Source organism: Streptomyces longisporus, assembly GCF_039532765.1.
Lineage (GTDB): Bacteria > Actinomycetota > Actinomycetes > Streptomycetales > Streptomycetaceae > Streptomyces > Streptomyces longisporus.
Genome location: NZ_BAAASG010000005.1, coordinates 89,823 through 108,882, shown reverse-complemented (window position 1 = coordinate 108,882; position 19,060 = coordinate 89,823). Strand labels below are relative to the sequence as shown.

Here is a 19,060-nt window from a genome sequence, read left to right as displayed (position 1 = left end):
ACGGACAGGGGCGGCCCCGCACGGGACCGCCCCTGTCCACCGAGCCCCCTGTCGGATTCGAACCGACGACCTTCGCTTTACAAGAGCGGCGCTCTGACCAGCTGAGCTAAGGAGGCCTGCACGCAAGCTTCGCGTGCGTGCCCGTGCAGTGTACCCAGGTCGCGGCCGGCCCCTGTCGAAAATTTCCGCGAAGTTCACAGGCCCGGGGGTACTGACAGATCAGGCGAACGCCAGGTAGCGTCCTGAGCCAGTTCACCCTCGTGGACTACACCACCTTCCTACAACGGATCGTCCGGCACGTTCCTGCCGGTAGAAGGGGGCCCATTCACCATGGCCACTGTTACGTTCGACAAGGCGACCCGGATCTACCCGGGCACCGAGAAGCCCGCCGTCGACGGTCTGGAGATCGAAGTCGGGGACGGCGAGTTCCTCGTCCTCGTCGGTCCGTCCGGCTGCGGCAAGTCCACCTCGCTCCGCATGCTCGCGGGGCTCGAGGACGTGAACGCCGGCGCCATCCGCATCGGTGACCGCGACGTCACGCACCTGCCGCCGAAGGACCGGGACATCGCCATGGTGTTCCAGAACTACGCGCTGTACCCGCACATGACCGTCGCCGACAACATGGGCTTCGCGCTCAAGATCGCCGGCGTCAACAAGGCGGAGATCCGCAAGAAGGTCGAAGAGGCCGCGAAGATCCTCGACCTCACCGAGTACCTGGACCGCAAGCCGAAGGCGCTCTCCGGTGGTCAGCGCCAGCGTGTCGCCATGGGCCGCGCCATCGTGCGTGAGCCGCAGGTCTTCCTCATGGACGAGCCGCTGTCCAACCTGGACGCCAAGCTGCGTGTGTCCACCCGTACGCAGATCGCGTCGCTGCAGCGCCGTCTCGGCATCACCACCGTCTACGTCACCCACGACCAGGTCGAGGCCATGACGATGGGCGACCGCGTGGCCGTGCTCAAGGACGGTCTGCTCCAGCAGGTCGACTCGCCGCGCAACATGTACGACAAGCCCGCCAACCTCTTCGTCGCCGGCTTCATCGGCTCCCCCGCCATGAACCTGGTCGAGGTCCCGATCACCGACGGCGGTGTGAAGTTCGGCAACAGCGTCGTCCCGGTCAACCGTGACGCCCTGAAGGCCGCCTCCGACAAGGGCGACCGCACCGTCACCGTCGGTGTCCGTCCCGAGCACTTCGACATCGTCGAGGAGGGCGGCGGCGTCGCCGCCGCCCTGTCGAAGGACACCGAGGACAAGCCGGCCGGTCTCGCGGTCTCCGTGAACGTCGTCGAGGAGCTCGGCGCCGACGGCTACGTCTACGGCACCGCCGAGGTCGGCGGCGAGACCAAGGACCTGGTCGTCCGCGTCGAGGGCCGCCGGGTGCCGGAGAAGGGCTCGACCCTGCACGTGGTGCCCCGCCCGGGCGAGACCCACGTGTTCTCGACCTCCACGGGTGAGCGTCTCACCGACTGAGGCCACTCGGCCGACCGGCAACTCCCGAAACACCCATCCCGGGTAATTCACCCAGGTTGACGAAGACGGGCCCCGCAGACCCCTGCGGGGCCCGTCTTGCTGTCGATATTTACCCCGGCACATCGGTCATTTCGAGCACCGTGCGTCAACTTCACGCCTGATGCGAAGCGGCTTTTCGTCCCCCGAATTGATTACTAAATGTCGCCAAATCATCACCTGGCGCTACTCTCACTCGCGTGAAGCACTCCACTAACCAACAGACGCGACGCGGCCGGGGCCCCGCCCGCCGGATCGGCCGCACGCTCGCCCTTGTCCTGCCCGTCGTCCTGGTGCTTTCCGGGACCCTCGCGGTCACCCGAGTCAACTGGACGGGAAACCCCTCGGACTCGGTGCTCACCGCCTCGGACGCGTCCGACATCACCTCGGACGCCAAGGCCGCCCACCGCGCCCCCGAGGACGTGCTGCGCGACAAGCTCCTGGGCGAGCTCCAGGAAGAGGACCCGGGCACGGTCCTCACGCACCTCCAGCAGGCCGTGAACGAGCGCCCGTCGCTCGCGAAGCACTGCGTGTCCATCGCCCGGTCCCTGGGCCGCGCCGCGGTCCGCATGTACGGCCCCACACGCGCCCAGTCGTACGCCCGCCCGGTCTGCGACACGTCCTTCGCCTCGGGCGTCGCCGCCGCGCTCAGCTGAGCCGGAGCCCGTCCCTCCTCCGCCGTGGACCCTACGGACGGTTCGGAGGAGGGTAACGGCTGATTAAGGAACAGCGGCAGGCTCCGGGCGTGGGCGGGACGCACCGTACAGTTCGGTCATGACCCATCCGAGCGCCGCGTCCCGCCCCGTTCAAGCCGTCGTCCTGGCCGGTGGCCAGGGCTCACGGCTGCGTCCGTACACCGACGACCGGCCCAAGCCGATGGTCGAGATCCCCGGTACGGGGACTCCGATCATCGGCCATCAGCTTGTCTGGCTGGCCGAGGAGGGCGTGACGGACGTGGTGGTCAGCTGCGGCCATCTCGCCGAGGTGTTGCAGGACTGGCTGAACTCCGCCGACCTGCCGGTGAAGGTGACGACGGTCGTCGAGACGGAGCCGCTCGGACGGGGCGGCGGGCTGAAGTACGCCGCCGCCCATCTCCCGCACCCGGACCGGCCCTGGTACGCCACCAACGGCGACATCTGGACCCGATTCTCGCTGCGGGACATGGCGGACTTCCACACGGAGCGCGACGCGGTCGCGACGCTGGCCCTGGCCCGGCCGCGCATCCCCTGGGGCGCGGTGAAGACAGACGGCTTCGGGCACATCACGGACTTCATCGAGGCGCCGCCGTCGACGTTCGAGATCAACGCGGGTGTGTACGTCTTCTCTTCCGAGTTCGCTGATCTGCTTCCGGAGCGGGGGGATCACGAGCGGACGACGTTTCCCCATCTGGCCCGTGAGCGGCGGCTGGCTGGTTTCACGATCCCGCAGGGCGCGTACTGGCGTGCCATCGACACGGCGAAGGATCTGACCGAAGCGGCGAAGGAGCTGGCCGCTCTGGGGCGGTAAGAGCTCGGGTGGTGCGGTTGCTTTTCTGCTGCCGGCCGGTGGGGGTTGATCGCGCCCACGCGGCGGAGCCGCACATCGATACAGCCCCGCGCCCCTTCAGGGCGCTACAGCACCGCACGTCGAAGGGGTCCCGCACGCGTTTGTGCGGGACCCCTTCGTATGGACCCGGTAGCCGTCGGCCTGGTTCAGCCCAGAAGGCCGCCCACCAGGCCCGGGTCGCCCGAGGAGGAGCCGCCGGTGGAGCCGGTGCCGCCTTCTGCGCCGCCGGAGGTGGGGCCGGAGCTGGTGCTGGGGGCGCCGCCGGACGGTGAGGAGTGCTGGCGCGGGGTGCGGCCCGCGGTGCCCTGGGTCTGGCTGGGGGCGCCGCCGGTCGCGGTGGCGCCCGGTGTGGTCGCCGCGCCGGAGGGCGTGGAACCGGCGGTGGCGCCGTGCGTCGGCGTGTGCGAGGCCGAGGGCGACTGGCTGTGCCGCTGGTGCGGCTCCTGCGGGAGCGGGGATCCCGGCAGTTCGTTGCGCGGGGCCTCGCCGGGACCGGGGACGATGACGCGGTCGGCGTCGCGGACCGCACCGCCGAGCAGCGAGCCGACGAGCAGGGTCAGGCCGGTCACGATCGCCGTGATGAGGGCGCCGCGGCGCAGGACGTAGGCGCGCAGGTCCCAGATGTCGGAGGAGGGTCCCAGCCGCCGCCAGGCGCTGCCGGCCAGGCGGCCGTCGACGGAGTAGACGGGGGCGCCGGCGATGATCAGCGGGGACCAGGCGGCGAGGTAGATGATGTCGGGGGCGTCGTAGGCGGGAACGGTCTTCCAGCTGACGGTGACGATCAGTGCGGCCGACAGCAGTGCGCCGAAGACGGCGGCGACCCGCTGCCAGCAGCCCAGCACCGTGAGCACGCCCACGACGACCTGCGCGAAGGCGATGACCAGGCCGGAGCCGACGGGGTGCTGCAGGGCGAACTGCCGCAGCGGCTCGGCGACTTCCCACGGGTGCAGGGTGTTCAGCCACTTGACCATGGAGCCGCGCTTGCCGCCGTCGAAGTAGACGGGGTCGCACAGCTTGCCCATGCCGGCGTAGATGGAGATGAAGCCGAGGAAGATGCGCAGGGGCAGCAGGACGACGCCGAGGTTCATCCGGCGGCCCGGGTAATAGGCGTGCCGTGCCGGGTCGACGGCCTGGCGCCTGGTGGGCCGGTCGACGTCCTCCTCGTCGAATTCGCCGAACTCGTCGGAGTCGTCGAACCCCTCGGGGTCGTCGAACTCGTCCGTCTCGTCGAAGTCCTCGAACTCCTGGCCGCCGTAGGCCTGTTCCTCGTCGTATCCGCTGCCGGCGGTGCGCATGCCGGGGAGGAGGCGGGTGCCGACGATGTCGCCCGGGTGGCCGCGCTGGGCGCCGACGATCGGGGTCTCTACGGTCTGTTCCAGCTCGTCGTAGGCCTCGTCGTAGCCGCCGACCTCCACGCGCGGGATGACCTGGGTGGCTCCCGCGTCGACGGACTGGTCGTCGCCGTGCCGGACGCTGCCGCCGCGCACGGCCTGGAGCAGGCGGTGCGCGCCGGTGTCGTCGGGGGCCGACCGGCCGCTCCAGACGACCGGCCGGCGGCGGGCGCCCGCGCCCGCTCGGCCCGCGGCGGTACCGGCGGCGGGCGTGCGGGCGGCGTCCTGGGTGGCGGTCAAGTGCCGTGCGATCCGCGGCGATCGGGTGCGGGCCGAGGCGCCGAGCTGCACACGGAAGCTCGCATGATTGACGATGACCTGCGCCGGATCGCTCGGCACCTTCACCATGCTCAGCGCGGGAGCGTCATCGAATCCCGACGGGCCGTCCCCCGGGGGCGTGCGGGGTGTTCTGGTGTCCACACTCATCTAACCGAGTGACGTGTCGTTAGGACACTGCTTTGACCCGCCGGATGTGTCCGGATCGCGTCAACGTTGTCCGGGACGCCCAGATTGACCCGTACGAGTGATGGCGCGAACGCGCGTTCAGTCGCCCCGACGGGCCGCCTCGGCCCCTCTCATCTGCCGCCCTCGCACGCTGCGCGGCTTCGAGACGGCTGCACCGGCCACCGACCGGCGGGCTCCGCCTGCCCACGCCGACCGAGGTCAAGCCCGCCGCCGAGCCGCCTCGTACAACACGATCCCCGCAGCCACACCCGCGTTCAGCGACTCCGCGCCACCGGCATCGGAATCCGCACCCGGAAGTCGCACGACCCCTCTCGACCGCCGCCCCCGCACGCTGCGCGGCTTCGAGACGGCTACACCGGCCACCGACCGGCGGGCTCCGCCTGCCCACGCCGACCGAGGTCAAGCCCGCCGCCGAGCCGCCTCGTACAACACGATCCCCGCAGCCACACCCGCGTTCAGCGACTCCGCGCCACCCGGCATCGGGATCCGCACCCGGAAGTCGCACGTCTCGCCGACGAGCCGGGACAGGCCCTTGCCCTCGCTGCCGACCACGATCACGACGGGGCCCTCCAGGGCCTGAAGCTCACCGATCTCGTGCTCACCGTCGGCGGCGAGGCCGACGACCACGATGCCCTGCTTCTTGTACGCCTCCAGGGCGCGCGTCAGGTTGGTGGCGCGGGCGACGGGCGTACGGGCCGCCGTACCGGCCGACGTCTTCCAGGCGCCGGCGGTCATGCCGGCCGCGCGCCGCTCGGGAACGACCACGCCGTGGCCGCCGAACGCGGAGACGGAACGGACGACGGCGCCCAGGTTGCGCGGGTCGGTCACACCGTCGAGGGCGACGATCAGCGGGTCCTCGCCCTCGTCGTAGGCGGCGCTCGCCAGGTCCTCGGGGTGGGCGTACTCGTACGGCGGGACCTGGAGGACGAGCCCCTGGTGGTTGAGGCCGTTGGTCATGCGGTCCAGCTCGGGGCGCGGGGCCTCCATGAGGTTGATCCCGCCGCGCTCGGCGGCCAGTTGGAGGGCCTCGCGGACACGCTCGTCGTTGTCGATGAACTGCTGGACATAGAGCGTGGAGGCGGGCACGCCCTCGCGCAGCGCCTCGACGACCGGATTGCGGCCCACGACCAGTTCGGAGGACGACTTGCCGCCGCGGCCGCGCGGCACGGGACGGCGCTGCGCCTGCTTGGCCTTGGCGGTCGCGATGCGGTTCTTCTTGTGCCCCTTGCGCATCTCGGCGGGCGGGGTCGGGCCCTTGCCCTCCAGGCCCTTGCGCCGCTGGCCGCCACTGCCGACCTGCGCGCCCTTCTTGCCGGACATGCGGCGGTTGTTGGCTGCCATGACCTACCTGTCTGTTCTCACATGGGTGAAGCGTGCGTTCGTACGTCTATGAAGTGTGCCGCCCGGACGGCCGGGCGGCACAATCGATCTTCTGATCAGCTGCAGCGCTCAGCGCGGGCCGAGGCTCCAGCGCGGACCCTGCGGGCCGTCCTCGATGGCGAGACCCGACTGGTTGAGCTGGTCGCGGATGGCGTCCGCGGTGGCCCAGTCCTTGCGGCCGCGGGCCGCCTCGCGCTGGTCGAGGACCAGGCGTACGAGGCTGTCGACCACGCCGTGCAGGTCCTCGCCACGGTCGGCCTCGCCGGCCCAGTGCTCGTCGAGCGGGTCGAGCCCGAGGACACCGAGCATGGCGCGCACCTCGGCGAGGCGGGCCACGGCGGCTTCCTTGTCGTCGGCGGCGAGGGCGGAGTTCCCCTGCCGGACCGTGGTGTGCACGATGGCGAGGGCCTGGGGGACGCCCAGGTCGTCGTCCATCGCCTCGGCGAAGGCGGGCGGCACCTCGGCGGACGGCTCGACGGTGCCGGCCTTCTCCACCACGCGCTGCACGAAGCCCTCGATGCGAGCGAACGCCGACTCGGCCTCGCGCAGCGACTCCTCGCTGTACTCGATCATCGAGCGATAGTGCGGGGTGCCGAGGTAGTAGCGCAGCACGATCGGGCGCCAGGTCTTGACCATCTCGGAGACGAGGACGCTGTTGCCCAGCGACTTCGACATCTTGTCGCCCGCCATGGTCACCCAGGCGTTGTGCACCCAGTACTGCGCGAAGTCGTCGCCGAAGGCCTTGGCCTGGGCGATCTCGTTCTCGTGGTGCGGGAAGATCAGGTCGAGGCCGCCGCCGTGGATGTCGAAGGCGGTGCCCAGGTACTTGTGCGCCATGGCCGAGCACTCCAGGTGCCAGCCGGGACGGCCGCGGCCCCACGGCGTCGCCCAGGTCGGCTCGCCCGGCTTGGCCGACTTCCACATGGCGAAGTCGCGCGCGTCGCGCTTGCCGGTCTCACCGGTGCCCGAGGGCTGCTGGAGGTTGTCGAGTTCCTGCCGCGACAGCTCCAGGTAGCCCGGGAAGGAGCGCACGTCGAAGTAGACGTTGCCGTCGGCCTCGTACGCGTGTCCGCGCTCGATGAGGCCCTGCATCATCTCGACCATCTCGGTGACATGGCCGGTCGCCCGCGGTTCGTACGTCGGCGGGAGGCAGCCGAGCGCGGTGTAACCGTCGTTGAACGCGCGCTCGTTCTCGTAACCGATCGACCACCAGGGGCGGTTCTGCTCGGCCGCCTTCGCGATGATCTTGTCGTCGATGTCCGTGACGTTCCTGATGAACGTCACGTCGTAGCCGCGGTATTCGAACCAGCGGCGCATGATGTCGAAGTTGAGGCCCGACCGGATGTGCCCGATGTGCGGGGCCGCCTGCACGGTGGCACCACAGAGGTAGATCGAGACACAACCCGGTGTGAGCGGGGCGAAGTCACGGATCTGCCGGGCGTTGGTGTCGTACAGGCGAATGGTCACCACTCCAGGGTAGTGGGCGCAGGGCAGTGCCTTGCGCCCCTTCCGCTCAAGGGGGACGGTTTCGTGACGTTCACCCCCGGTCGGCCCGCACGACCAGTGCCGTCGCGATCGCCATCAGGCCCTCGTCGCGGCCCGGGAAACCGAGGCCGTCCGTCGTGGCGCCCGATACCGACACCGGTGCTCCGGCCGCGTCGGACAGCAGTTTCTGCGCCTCGTCGCGGCGCTTGCCGATCTTCGGGCGGGGGCCGACGACCTGTACGGCGATGTTGCCGATGCGGAAGCCCGCCTCGCGGACGATGCGGGCGGCCTCCGTGAGGAGGGTGACGCCGGAGGCGCCCGACCACTCGGGGCGGCCGGTACCGAAGTGCTGTCCCAGGTCACCGAGGCCGGCGGCGGAGAAGAGCGCGTTGCACGCGGCGTGTGCGACGACGTCCGCGTCGGAGTGGCCGGCCAGTCCGGGGCCCTCGCCCTCCCACTTCAGGCCCGCGCACCACAGCTCGCGGCCCTCCTCGAAGGCATGGATGTCGGTGCCGATGCCGACCTGGGGCAGCAGCGGCCCGTCGAAATCAGAAGCCATCGTTCAGCCTCCGGCGGGCCAGGACCGCCTCAGCCAGCACCAGGTCCAGCGGACGCGTGACCTTGAAGGCCTCCTCGTGGCCCGGTACGGCCACGACCTGCAGGCCCAGCTGCTCGATCATGCCGGCGTCGTCGGTGACGCTGTCGGTCACGGTCTCGTGGGCGCGGACGAGCGTGGCCCGTTCGAAGCCCTGGGGGGTCTGCACGGCGCGGAGGCGGGAGCGCTCCGGGGTGGCCACCACCGGCTCCGGCTCGCCCGGTGCCGCCGCGGGTTCGACCTCCTTGACGGTGTCGGCGAGGGGCAGCGCGGGCACGACGGCCGGCGCGCCTTCCCGTACTGCCTCGATCACGGCGTCCACCGTGTCCACCGGGACCAGCGGCCGTGCCGCGTCGTGGACCAGCACGATGTCGTAGTCGGGCGGCAGGGCGTCGAGGCCGAGTTTCACGGACTCCTGGCGCGAGTCGCCGCCCGGGACGACGAGGAAGTCGGTCCGCTCGGGCAGCGCATGGGCGTCGAGAAGCGACTTGACCTCGGGCGTGCCGTCGGGCGGCGCCACGACGACGACCAGGGAGACCGCGCGGGATGCGGCCATGGCCCGCACGGCATGGATGAGCATGGGAGTGCCGCCCAGCGCGCGGAGCGCCTTGGGGGCGCCCGGACCGAGGCGTACGCCCCGTCCGGCGGCCGGAATCACCGCAGCCGTACGGGTTCCGGCGGGCGAAGGGCGCGAATCGTCAGACATCGGTTCCTGTCAGGTTTGTGTGCTGGCCTTGCGTGGGTATGGCCTGGGAAGTGCCGGGCGCGACGCCTTGACCGGACCCTTCCGTGACACCGGTCGAGCCAGCTGCCCGGGCCCGGCACGCCAAGTATCGCGGGGGAACCTCCCCGACAGTGACGAAGTACGCAAGGCGCCTGGGTATGAACATGCCGCAGCGCCCGGCGACAGAAAATACGTCATCGGGCACCGCGGCATTTCAATGTACTGAGTGCTGAAGCGGGCTTGCGCCTGCTGTCAGGTTCAGGACGCGAGAACCTCGTCGAGCAGGGCCTCGGCCTTGTCCTCGTTCGTGTTCTCCGCGAGGGCGAGCTCGCTCACCAGGATCTGGCGGGCCTTGGCGAGCATGCGCTTCTCACCGGCGGACAGTCCGCGCTCGCGCTCACGACGCCACAGGTCACGCACCACTTCCGCGACCTTGATGACATCGCCGGAGGCGAGCTTCTCCAGGTTTGCCTTGTAACGACGGGACCAGTTCGTGGGCTCCTCGGCATACGGCGCGCGCAGCACCTCGAAGACCCGGTCCAGCCCGTCCTGACCGACCACATCACGTACGCCGACGAACTCCGCATTGTCCGCTGGCACACGTACCGTCAGGTCACCCTGGGCGACCTTCAGCACCAAGTAGGTCTTGTCCACGCCTTTGATCTGGCGAGTTTCGATGGCCTCGATCAGCGCGGCCCCGTGATGGGGATAGACCACGGTGTCGCCAACCTTGAACGTCATGTGACAGGTACCCCTTCCGTGGCTATCCAGGGTAACACGGAAACCGCGGGTTCTGAATGGCGTTTTCGCAGGTCAGGGCATATCTCGGGGCTTGACAACAGCAACAGGAACGTGCTGCGCGGGCCCGGCGGAAGAAGGTATTCGCAGGTGGGAGCGGCTCTCCGGGGGAGGTGAAACGCGTACGTTACACACATCCGGAGGCCCCTCCGAGGGGAGGAACGTCCACATATGTCCGGTTCCAAGTGTGCGACTTCCGCTACTCCGTTCGGTGTCAGGAGTCGCTTCCGCGTCGATTCCGGAATTGATCACGGGCACCCGACTACGTGGTCTGTTGTTCTGCGGCTTGTTCCGTGTGTGATCAATTCCGGGGGTGGCCGCGCATTCCTTCACGGAAATTTTGCGCCCCGTCGGAGGAGGTATGCCGGGGGGACTTATGTGAATGCCGGACGGGCCTGGACTACCCCCTGTGGACTAGTCCCTGGTGAGCCATGCCGGGGCCAGAGGGAGGGTCGGGTGCGGCGACTCGGGGACGGCTCGGTAACCTAAGGCCGCTGACAGACACTTAGGGCGGCTTTACGGGTCGCCACGCTCGAGTCAAGGAGTTGCCGCCGCCGTGAGCAGCAGCCTTCGACGCGGCGCCCTCGCCGCCGCCGCCATCGCGTTCTCGATCACCTCGCTCGCCGCGTGCGGCGCGGGTGGCGACGCCCAGACGCTGCAGGTCAAGCCGGACAACGCGGCGGCCAAGGTCGGGAACCTGAAGGTCCAGAACGTCACCATCATCACCCAGCCCGACGCCCGGACAACCGGTCCGGCCGTGATCGCGGCCACCCTCTTCAACAACGGTGGCACCGCGCAGACCGTGGACTCGATCACCCTCCCGAACGTCAACCTGACCGCCGAGATCAAGCCGGCCAAGGGCAGCGGCAAGATCGTCGTCCCGGCGCACGGCTCCGTGGTGCTCGGCGGCAAGGGCAACGCCAGCGCCGTGCTGCCCAACGGGAGCGAGGCAGTCCAGAACGCCAGCGTCCGCAAGGTCACCTTCACCTTCAGCGAGACCGGTGCGGTGACCCTGAGCGCCTTTGTGGTCCCGGCCGAGAGCTACTTCACCAAGTGGGGTCCGAGCGAGGTCCCGACGGGCACCCCCTCCGCGAGCCCCACGCCGGGCAAGAGCACGACGGCGTCCCCGAAGCCGTCCACCTCGGCCTCGAAGCCGGCCACCACGGCCACCCCGACGGACGCGGCCTCCGCGAGCGCCTCGCCGTCGAAGTCGGCCGCCGGGCACTGAGCACGCGCACGAGTACGACGAAGGGCGGAACCTCTCCGGGAGGTCCCGCCCTTCGTCGTGCGGTCGGGTGGAGGGCCTACGGCTCGAACCTGTATCCGAGGCCTCGGACCGTCACCAGGTAGCGCGATACCCCGGGTCCGGCTCGATCTCGGCGCGCAGGCGCTTGACGTGGACGTCGAGGGGCCCAGCCTTCACGCACCTCTCGCACCGCTGCGCGCGGCCACGCCGCGGCAGCGGCACATCCGACACTGCGAGACGTTGCGCCGAACTCCGCCCGGCCGGGGCCGCCCCCTCGACGCAAGCCCTGTCAGGGCTCGAACTTGTAACCCAGACCCCGCACCGTCACCAGGTACCGCGATGCCCCCGGGTCCGGCTCGATCTCGGCGCGCAGGCGCTTGACGTGGACGTCGAGGGGCCCAGCCTTCACGCACCTCTCGCACCGCTGCGCGCGGCCACGCCGCGGCAGCGGCACATCCGACACTGCGAGACGCTGCGCCGAACTCCGCCCGGCCGGGGCCACCCCCTCGACGCAAGCCCTGTCAGGGCTCGAACTTGTAACCCAGACCCCGCACCGTCACCAGATACCTGGGCGCCCCCGGGTCCGGCTCGATCTTGGCGCGCAGGCGTTTGACGTGGACGTCGAGGGTCTTGGTGTCGCCGACGTAGTCGGCGCCCCAGACGCGGTCGATGAGCTGCATGCGGGTCAGGACGCGGCCGGCGTTGCGCAGGAGCATTTCCAGGAGGTCGAACTCCTTGAGGGGGAGGTCGACCTTGGAGCCGGAGACCGTGACCACATGGCGGTCCACGTCCATGCGGACCGGGCCGGCCTCCAGGGCGGCCGGGGTGACCTCCTCGGGCTCGCCGCGGCGCCGCAGGACGGCCCGGATGCGGGCGACCAGCTCACGCGAGGAGAACGGCTTGGTGACATAGTCATCGGCTCCTATCTCCAGGCCGACCACCTTGTCGATCTCGCTGTCCTTGGCGGTCACCATGATGACGGGGACGTTGGAGCGGCCACGCAGCTGACGGCACACCTCGGTGCCCGGCAGCCCGGGCAGCATCAGGTCGAGGAGGACGAGGTCGGCGCCGTTGCGCTCGAACTCGTCGAGTCCGTCGGGGCCCGTGGTCGCCACTGCGACCTCGAAGCCCTCCTTGCGGAGCATGTACGACAGGGCGTCGGAGAAGGACTCCTCGTCCTCGACGACAAGCACTCGGGTCACGGAAGGACCTCCGGGGCGGGAAGCGGTTCGTACGGGGATGACTGGGGGGTGTTGCGGTCGGCCTCGTCGTCGAGATCGTCCGGGTCGGGGTGGGGCTGGGCACGGTCGCGGGCAGCCCCGGCCTCCGGCAGCCTCAGGGTGAACGTGGAGCCCTGACCCTCGGAGCTCCACACCGTGACCTCCCCGCCGTGCGAGGCGGCCACGTGCTTGACGATCGCGAGTCCCAGGCCCGTGCCGCCGGTGGCACGGGAGCGGGCGGGGTCCACGCGGTAGAAGCGCTCGAAGATGCGCTCCTTGTCCTTGTCGGAGATACCGATGCCCTGATCGGTCACGGCGACCTCGATGTGGTCACCGCCGGGCGCGGTCACCCGGCGGGCGGCTATACCCACCCGGGTGCGGGCGGGCGAGTAGTTGACGGCGTTCTCGACAAGGTTGCCCAGGGCGGCGGCCAGCTGACCCCTGTTGCCCCAGACGTGCAGGTCGGCGGTGCCGCCGGCGGCCATGGTGATCTGCTTGGCGCCGGCCTGGTGGCGGCAGCGGTCGATGGCCTCGGCGACCAGTTCGTCCACGCGGACGGGTTCGGCGTCCTCAAGGGGGTCGTCGTTCTGCACCCGGGACAGGTCGATGAGTTCCTGCACCAGGCTGGTGAGCCGGGTGGCCTCGATCTGCATCCGGCCGGCGAAGCGCTCCACCGCCTCCGGGTCGTCCGAGGCGTCCATGACGGCCTCGGAGAGAAGGGACAGAGCGCCGACCGGGGTCTTCAGCTCGTGGCTCACATTGGCGACGAAGTCGCGTCGTACCGCCTCGATGCGACGGGCCTCGGTGAGGTCCTCGACCAGCAGGAGCACCAGCCTGGAGCCGAGCGGGGCCACCCTCGCGGAAACGGCGAGCGCGTCGCCGCCCCGCCCGGTGCCCCGCCGCGGCAGATCCAGCTCGACCTGGCGTATCTCCCCGTCCCGCCGGGTGTCCCGGGCCATCTGCAGCATCGGTTCCACGGAGAGCCTGCCGCCGCGGACCAGGCCCAGGGCGTACGCCGCGGAGCTGGCCTTGACGACCGCGTCGGCCTCGTCGAGGACGACGGCCGAGGAGCGGAGCACGGACAGGACGGTGTCCACGCCCGGCGGAAGCACCGGGTCCGTGTGCAGGGAGGTGCGGGTGGGGCGCTTCTGCTCCCGCTCGCTCCAGCGGAACGCCAGCATGGCGATCACGCCGGTGAGCACCCCGGCGATCGCTGCCGCTGCGGCGACCGCCGCGTTCACGTCCATGCAAACAGGTTAGGCATGGGGTACGACATCACCACAGCCGTCGAGGTGCGAGCTCGAACACTCGTCGCCCAGAGTTCACCTTGGAGCCAGTGATGGTTCATTTGGGATGACGGAAACGGACGCGTGCGGGCCGGAACGTGGGAGCGTGGGGTGCGAAGCGCCGTTTTCGAACTGCCGGTTTTCGGCCGACGGACGCACGAGCCCCTGCCCCGGCAGCCCCGAAGGACACGTAAGAGAGGGACCCCTGATGCGGGACGCGTACCACGAGGAACTGGATTCGATCGGCGACGGTCTGGTGGAGATGGCCCGGCTGGTCGGGTCGGCGATCGGGCGCGCCACGACCGCCATCCTCGACTCCGACCTCAAGCTGGCCGAGAACGTCATCGAGGCCGACAAGAAGGTCGACGAGCTCCAGCACGACCTCGAGGCCCGGGCCATAGCCCTGCTGGCCCGTCAGCAGCCGGTGGCCACGGATCTCCGTATCGTCGTCACCTCGCTCCGTATGTCGGCAGACCTGGAGCGTTCGGGCGACCTGGCGCAGCATGTCGCGAAGCTCGCCCGCCTCCGCTTCCCGGAGCGTGCGATCCCGCACGACCTGCACGCGACCATCCTGGAGATGGGCCAGCTCGCGCAGCGTCTGATGGCCAAGGCGGCCGAGGTGATCATCACCAAGGACGTCGACCTGGCGCTCCAGCTGGAGCAGGACGACGACGAGATGGACCTGCTGCACCGCACCCTCTTCCAGCACCTGCTGGACGACCGCTGGCAGCACGGCATCGAGACCGCGGTGGACGTCACCCTCCTCGGCCGCTACTACGAGCGCTACGCCGACCACGCGGTGGCCGTCGCCAAGCGCGTGGTGTTCCTGGTGACGGGTGAGCACGCGGACGAGCTGCAGGCCGACGTCCAGCCGGAGATCCAGCCGGTGGCCGGCGGCGACGGGGCGTAGGGCCGAGGGGCCCCGGGGGCGTGAACCCGGGTGGCAGGGCGTGTGGACGCCACAGTGCGCCGTTGATGCGCCCAGCCGAGCGGGCATGCAATGGGCACAGGCACCAGCCTCTAGGCCTCCAGGAGGACCCATGGCCGAAGCCCCCATCCCGCCCGACCCGACGCAGGAGCGCGAGACGGACCAGCCCGCCGAGATCAAGAGCCTCCCGCTCTTCGGCGCGTGCGGCTGCGGCTCGGGCTGCGGCTGCGGGTGCCAGTCGGGTAATCCCTGTCAGTGCGGTTGATCGCGTAGGACACCGCTCTGTCACAGCAGTGAAGGGTCCCGGTCCTTGTGCCGGGGCCCTTCTCAGCGTTCGCCCCCGCCGTCGGATGGGCGCAGCATGGAGAGGTCGGAAGGAGGTGCGCTGCCATGGCGCAGTTCATGGACGTACACCACGGGATGAAGGGCATCACGGCCGACCAGCTGCAACAGGCCCACCAGGCCGACCTCGCCATCGAGGAGGACGAGGGCGTCCACTTCCAAAGGGCCTGGGCCGACCCCGAGTCAGGCACGGTCTACTGCCTCTCGGAGGCTCCCTCGGCGGAGGCGGTGCAGCGCATCCACGAGCGGTCGGGTCACAAGGCGGACGAGGTGCATGCGGTGCCGCTGTCGGTCTGAGGCCGTATGTCGTCTGCGGTCGGCCCCCTGCCTGCGGGAGTACGCGGGCAGGGGGCCCTGACCGTAGGCGGTGCACCCGGAAGAAGGCGCGGCTCATTCACCCTTCTGGGTGAACATGGCGATCAGGTCGCGGGCGGTGTTGGCCTCGGAGTCGATCCCGGGCATCTCGCCGCCCTCGAAGGCCGCGGCCTCGGCGCTGCGCGAGAACATGGCCTGCTCGTACTCGGCGAGCGCGGCCTCGGTGTCGTCCGGATGCGCTGCTATGGCCTTGCCGAGTTCGGCGCCGTCGAGCATGGCGAGGTTGGCGCCCTCGCCGTTGGGGGCCGCGAGGTGGGCGGCGTCACCGAGCAGGGTCACGCCCGGCACCCGGTCCCAGCGGTGCCCGGCCGGCAGGGCGTGCACGGAACGCAGGACCGGCGCCGTGTCGCTGTCGGTGATCAGCCCGGTGAGTTCCGGCGCCCAGCCCTCGAACTCCGCCGCGATCCGTGCGATCGCCGCGGCGGCATCGGTGAAGTCGATCGCGGCGAACCAGTCCAGCGGCTTGGCCAGCGCCACGTACATGTGCAGGGTGTCGCCGCTCTCCCGGTGGGCGAAGATCTCCCTGCCCGGCGAGGGCGCGATCATCATCCCGCCGCCGACCGCCTTCGCGGCGGCGGGGTGGCGGGTGTCGGCCTCGTACAGATAGGTCTCGACGAACGACGTGCCGGTGTACGTGGGTGTGGCGTCGGAGAGCAACGGCCGGACCCGTGACCATGCGCCGTCCGCACCGACCAGCAGGCTGGTGACGAGGGTGGTGCCGTCGGCGAAGGTGATCTCGTGGCGGCCGTCGCCGAGGGCACGTGTGCTGCTGACCTTGTGGCCCCACCGGACGGTGCCCGCCGGGAGCGAGTCGATCAGCATCTGCCGCAGCTCGCCGCGCATCGCCTCGGGGCGTCCGCCGGTGCCGTCGTCCTCCTTGTCGAGCAGGACGGTCCCGTCCGGGTCGAGGACCCGCATCGCCTCGCGGCCCTCCAGGACGATGGCGCGGAACTCGTCCATCAGACCGGCGGCGTGGAGGGCGAGCTGCCCGTTGTAGTCGTGGATGTCGAGCATCCCGCCCTGTGCGCGTGCCGACGGGGAGGCCTCCGCCTCGTAGACGGTGGCCGGGATGCCGTGGACGTGCAGAACGCGGGCGAGCGTGAGTCCGCCGAGTCCGGCGCCGATGATCGTGACAGGTGCCTGCATGGTGACTCCTCAGGGATTCGGGCCGCCCGGCGAGCTCCGGCGGCCTGTCCCTGGAAGGTGTCAGCCTCCGCCGACGAGTCACCTACATCGACCCGACAGCCACCGACGGCTCGCCTACATCCGACCGACAGCGTCGGACTGGCCCAGAAAATCGAACACATGCTTGAATTCGGCCATGCGACCGTTCCCCGACGACCTCGCCCAGGCGCAGCAGGACTGGAGCGCCACCTACCGCCGGCTCGCCGAGCACCCCGGCCGCACCGAGCTGCGCCGGCGCCTCCATCAGCTCTCGGCCCGGCTGTACTTCCACCCCTACTGGCAGCAACGGCGTCCGAGCCCCGCAGCCTGGTGGGAACTGCGTGACCTGGGCCGATCACACGGAAACCCCCGTGAGCGGCTTCCTCGATGACACGCTGGAGTGCAGGCCCGGACATCCCGGATGATCCTGAAGGCATGGCCGGACCGATTCGCGTGATCGTGCATCCCCCGTCGCCCACGGGTGGCCGCCGCGTGCGCGTGGACGGCGAGATCCTCGGGCTGGCGTACAACGTGGCCGACGTCGCGGAGTTCCTCCGCCGGGCGGGCTTGGAGATCGACCCGGCGGACGTGGCCCACTCACCGTGGATCGACTGGCGGGGAGTGGGGCCGGAACACTGGGGCCCGGAGGCGTGAGGGAGGCTGCGATCACTCGCGGATCGCTGCGGAGCCGGAAGACGTGCGCGCCTTCCTCCTTCGCCGACGCCGGCCAACTCCCGAACTCGTCGATGCCCAAGCCGCTCAAGGTAGCCGGTCACCGCGCGACGACCGGGATGCGTACGGAAGGCGGATCTTGTGCACCGCCTCCCGTCCCCGATACAACCGTCCCGGGACCCGGCCAGCGACTGACCCGGGACTATCCGCACACTGCCGTTTCTTTCGTCAGCCTCGCGGAAGCTCCCCTGACGGGGCCGGCCGTCAGAAGTCGTACGGCTTCCTGGTGCTCCAGTTCAGCACGTCGGCCTCGGTCCAGCTGAACTGCGGCTTCTGGCCCTTCATGACGACGGAGTAGAAGGGGCCGTCGTGACCGTTCGCGCCCCGCAGCGCGATGGCGAGCGACTGCGCCGTGCGGTGCTTCGAGCCGTAGTCGAAGAGGTTCACCGCGCTGTAGGCCGTGCCTCCGGGTCGGAGCGTGATGTGCTTGTCGCCGCCCGGGTTGTCCTTCTTGGAGTGCGGCAGGGCGACGTAGTGGACGTTCCAGTCGAGTACCACCGCCGGGTACGAGGTGACCCAGCAGGGCTTGGTGCCCTCGTTCACGGCGGTGATCAGCAGGTGGTCGCCCTGCTGACCGGCGAACCGGTGCACGGCGGTGACCAGCATCTCGTCTCCGCGGCACTGCTGGGCGCCGGCCGTCGTGCCAGTACCGCCGGAGGCGGTCGCGGGGCGTGCGCCCTGCTTGGTGTCACCGCTGCTGCCGGCCTGCTCCGCGCCGCCCTTGCCGCCCCCGTTGGACGCGGACCGGATCTGCGCGGCACCGGCGGCGTGGTCGCCGCCCGCCGCCTTCGAGCCGTCGCCGGAGCCGCCGCAGGCGGTCAGGCCCAGCGCCAGCGCGCCGGTGACGGCGGCCAGGGCGGCGGAACGGGCGATACGGCGCGTACGGTGCGTGGTCATGATGAAAGCTCCCCCATGGTCTGCTGTTTCGCTGCACCCCATGAGATGCCGCCTCGGCAGGCACCGTTCAGTCGGTTCTGTCCGCATTCGGTAACAGCAACTGGGCCCAGACACACCGGAGTTCAGGACCGACTGGCGGCCCAGCGGCCCCGCACAGCAACAAGCCCCCTGCCCGCGGCACGCCACCGCAGGCAGGGGGCTTGATCGTTCCGGCTTACTTCTTCTTGCCCTGGTTCTTGACCGCCTCGATCGCCGCCGCGGCCGCCTCCGGGTCGAGGTATTTGCCGCCGGGGGTGACCGGCTTGAAGTCGGTGTCGAGCTCGTAGTACAGCGGGATGCCGGTCGGGATGTTCAGGCCCGCGATGTCCGCGTCCGAGATGCCGTCCAGGTGCTTGACCAGGGCGCGGAGGCTGTTGCCGTGGGCGGCGACGAGGACCGTGCGGCCGGCCAGGAGGTCCGGGACGATGCCGTCGTACCAGTACGGGAGCATGCGGACGACGACGTCCTTCAGGCACTCCGTACGGGGGCGCAGCTCCGGCGGGATCGACGCGTAGCGCGGGTCGGAGGACTGGGAGAACTCCGTGCCGTCCTCGAGCGGGGGCGGCGGGGTGTCGTACGAGCGGCGCCACAGCATGAACTGCTCCTCGCCGAACTCCGCGAGGGTCTGCGCCTTGTCCTTGCCCTGAAGGGCGCCGTAGTGGCGCTCGTTCAGGCGCCAGCTGCGGTGGACCGGGATCCAGTGGCGGTCCGCGGACTCCAGCGCGAGCTGCGCCGTGCGGATCGCGCGCTTCTGGAGGGACGTGTGGACCACGTCGGGCAGGAGGTCGGCGTCCTTCAGGAGCTCGCCACCGCGGACTGCCTCCTTCTCGCCCTTCTCGTTGAGGTTCACGTCCACCCAGCCGGTGAACAGGTTCTTCGCGTTCCACTCGCTCTCGCCGTGGCGGAGGAGGATCAGCTTGTACGGTGCGTCGGCCATGTCCCAGA

Annotated in this window: 19 protein-coding genes, 1 tRNA gene and 3 pseudogenes; 8 read left to right on the top strand and 15 right to left on the bottom strand. The window is 70.2% G+C overall.

The window, feature by feature from the left end; translation table 11 throughout:
• Positions 1–42 precede the first annotated feature (42 nt).
• Positions 43–116: transfer RNA gene (locus ABD355_RS08725), tRNA-Thr, on the bottom strand.
• Positions 117–330: 214 nt separating this feature from the next.
• Here ABD355_RS08725 and ABD355_RS08720 point away from each other — a divergent pair.
• From ABD355_RS08720 to ABD355_RS08710, 3 genes are all read left to right on the top strand, one after another.
• The gene (locus tag ABD355_RS08720; protein WP_344399557.1) at positions 331–1,467 is read left to right on the top strand and encodes an ABC transporter ATP-binding protein; all 1,137 of its coding nucleotides are present in this window, start codon (positions 331–333) and stop codon (positions 1,465–1,467) included.
• A gap of 236 nt (positions 1,468–1,703) precedes the next feature.
• On the top strand, positions 1,704–2,159 hold the full coding sequence (locus ABD355_RS08715; RefSeq protein ID WP_344399556.1) for a hypothetical protein: 456 nt from the start codon (positions 1,704–1,706) through the stop codon (positions 2,157–2,159).
• Between the two features lie 118 nt (positions 2,160–2,277).
• Positions 2,278–3,009, top strand: coding sequence for a nucleotidyltransferase family protein (locus ABD355_RS08710; RefSeq protein ID WP_344399555.1), 732 nt, complete (start codon positions 2,278–2,280; stop codon positions 3,007–3,009).
• 185 nt (positions 3,010–3,194) lie between these two features.
• Here the strand turns inward: ABD355_RS08710 and ABD355_RS08705 are convergent, their stop codons facing one another.
• The 7 genes and pseudogenes from ABD355_RS08705 to ABD355_RS08675 form a co-directional block, all read right to left on the bottom strand.
• On the bottom strand, positions 3,195–4,865 hold the full coding sequence (locus tag ABD355_RS08705) for a DoxX family membrane protein (protein WP_344399554.1): 1,671 nt from the start codon (positions 4,863–4,865) through the stop codon (positions 3,195–3,197).
• Positions 4,866–5,102: 237 nt separating this feature from the next.
• Positions 5,103–5,209, bottom strand: a pseudogene (locus tag ABD355_RS08700) (TrmH family RNA methyltransferase); the annotation flags it as partial.
• Positions 5,210–5,303: 94 nt separating this feature from the next.
• The gene (rlmB, locus tag ABD355_RS08695; protein ID WP_344399553.1) at positions 5,304–6,245 is read right to left on the bottom strand and encodes a 23S rRNA (guanosine(2251)-2'-O)-methyltransferase RlmB; all 942 of its coding nucleotides are present in this window, start codon (positions 6,243–6,245) and stop codon (positions 5,304–5,306) included.
• Between the two features lie 108 nt (positions 6,246–6,353).
• Positions 6,354–7,751: a cysteine--tRNA ligase gene (cysS, locus tag ABD355_RS08690; protein WP_344399552.1), complete on the bottom strand. Its 1,398-nt coding sequence runs from the start codon at positions 7,749–7,751 to the stop codon at positions 6,354–6,356.
• Positions 7,752–7,821: 70 nt separating this feature from the next.
• On the bottom strand, positions 7,822–8,328 hold the full coding sequence (gene ispF / locus ABD355_RS08685) for a 2-C-methyl-D-erythritol 2,4-cyclodiphosphate synthase (RefSeq protein WP_344399551.1): 507 nt from the start codon (positions 8,326–8,328) through the stop codon (positions 7,822–7,824).
• Positions 8,318–9,070 (bottom strand): 2-C-methyl-D-erythritol 4-phosphate cytidylyltransferase, encoded by a 753-nt coding sequence (gene ispD / locus ABD355_RS08680; RefSeq protein ID WP_344399550.1) that lies wholly within the window; start codon positions 9,068–9,070, stop codon positions 8,318–8,320. Before ispD ends, ispF begins: the two co-directional genes overlap by 11 nt.
• Positions 9,071–9,346: 276 nt before the next feature.
• On the bottom strand, positions 9,347–9,829 hold the full coding sequence (locus ABD355_RS08675; RefSeq protein WP_003953493.1) for a CarD family transcriptional regulator: 483 nt from the start codon (positions 9,827–9,829) through the stop codon (positions 9,347–9,349).
• Positions 9,830–10,442: 613 nt separating this feature from the next.
• Between ABD355_RS08675 and ABD355_RS08670 the strand changes: the two genes are divergently transcribed.
• A complete protein-coding gene (locus ABD355_RS08670) occupies positions 10,443–11,114 on the top strand; it encodes a DUF461 domain-containing protein (protein WP_344399549.1) in 672 nt (223 codons plus the stop codon).
• A 76-nt stretch (positions 11,115–11,190) separates the two neighbouring features.
• Here the strand turns inward: ABD355_RS08670 and ABD355_RS08665 are convergent.
• The 4 genes and pseudogenes from ABD355_RS08665 to phoR form a co-directional block, all read right to left on the bottom strand.
• A pseudogene (locus ABD355_RS08665) lies at positions 11,191–11,294 on the bottom strand (winged helix-turn-helix domain-containing protein); the annotation flags it as partial.
• A gap of 127 nt (positions 11,295–11,421) precedes the next feature.
• Positions 11,422–11,526: pseudogene (locus ABD355_RS08660) on the bottom strand (winged helix-turn-helix domain-containing protein); the annotation flags it as partial.
• A 127-nt stretch (positions 11,527–11,653) separates the two neighbouring features.
• A complete protein-coding gene (phoP, locus tag ABD355_RS08655; protein WP_004000192.1) occupies positions 11,654–12,325 on the bottom strand; it encodes a two-component system response regulator PhoP in 672 nt (223 codons plus the stop codon).
• Between the two features lie 5 nt (positions 12,326–12,330).
• Positions 12,331–13,599, bottom strand: a complete 1,269-nt coding sequence (gene phoR, locus ABD355_RS08650; protein ID WP_344399548.1) for a two-component system sensor histidine kinase PhoR — start codon at positions 13,597–13,599, stop codon at positions 12,331–12,333.
• Between the two features lie 247 nt (positions 13,600–13,846).
• On the opposite strand from phoR, the gene phoU reads away from it, so the two are divergent.
• Complete coding sequence (phoU, locus tag ABD355_RS08645; RefSeq protein WP_344399547.1) at positions 13,847–14,548, top strand: phosphate signaling complex protein PhoU; 702 nt, start codon at positions 13,847–13,849, stop codon at positions 14,546–14,548.
• A 408-nt stretch (positions 14,549–14,956) separates the two neighbouring features.
• On the top strand, positions 14,957–15,205 hold the full coding sequence (locus ABD355_RS08640) for an SCO4226 family nickel-binding protein (protein ID WP_344399546.1): 249 nt from the start codon (positions 14,957–14,959) through the stop codon (positions 15,203–15,205).
• Between the two features lie 93 nt (positions 15,206–15,298).
• On the opposite strand, the gene ABD355_RS08635 is transcribed toward ABD355_RS08640, so the two are convergent.
• Positions 15,299–16,429: an FAD-dependent oxidoreductase gene (locus ABD355_RS08635; protein WP_344399545.1), complete on the bottom strand. Its 1,131-nt coding sequence runs from the start codon at positions 16,427–16,429 to the stop codon at positions 15,299–15,301.
• Between the two features lie 175 nt (positions 16,430–16,604).
• On the opposite strand from ABD355_RS08635, the gene ABD355_RS08630 reads away from it, so the two are divergent.
• Complete coding sequence (locus ABD355_RS08630) at positions 16,605–16,838, top strand: hypothetical protein (protein ID WP_344399544.1); 234 nt, start codon at positions 16,605–16,607, stop codon at positions 16,836–16,838.
• A 44-nt stretch (positions 16,839–16,882) separates the two neighbouring features.
• Positions 16,883–17,101, top strand: a complete 219-nt coding sequence (locus tag ABD355_RS08625) for a hypothetical protein (protein WP_344399543.1) — start codon at positions 16,883–16,885, stop codon at positions 17,099–17,101.
• 282 nt (positions 17,102–17,383) lie between these two features.
• Here ABD355_RS08625 and ABD355_RS08620 read toward each other — a convergent pair whose 3' ends face one another.
• Both ABD355_RS08620 and ABD355_RS08615 read right to left on the bottom strand, forming a co-directional pair.
• Positions 17,384–18,076: a DUF4232 domain-containing protein gene (locus ABD355_RS08620; RefSeq protein ID WP_344399542.1), complete on the bottom strand. Its 693-nt coding sequence runs from the start codon at positions 18,074–18,076 to the stop codon at positions 17,384–17,386.
• Positions 18,077–18,290: 214 nt separating this feature from the next.
• Positions 18,291–19,052: a phosphoglyceromutase gene (locus ABD355_RS08615; protein ID WP_344399540.1), complete on the bottom strand. Its 762-nt coding sequence runs from the start codon at positions 19,050–19,052 to the stop codon at positions 18,291–18,293.
• Positions 19,053–19,060 lie beyond the last annotated feature (8 nt).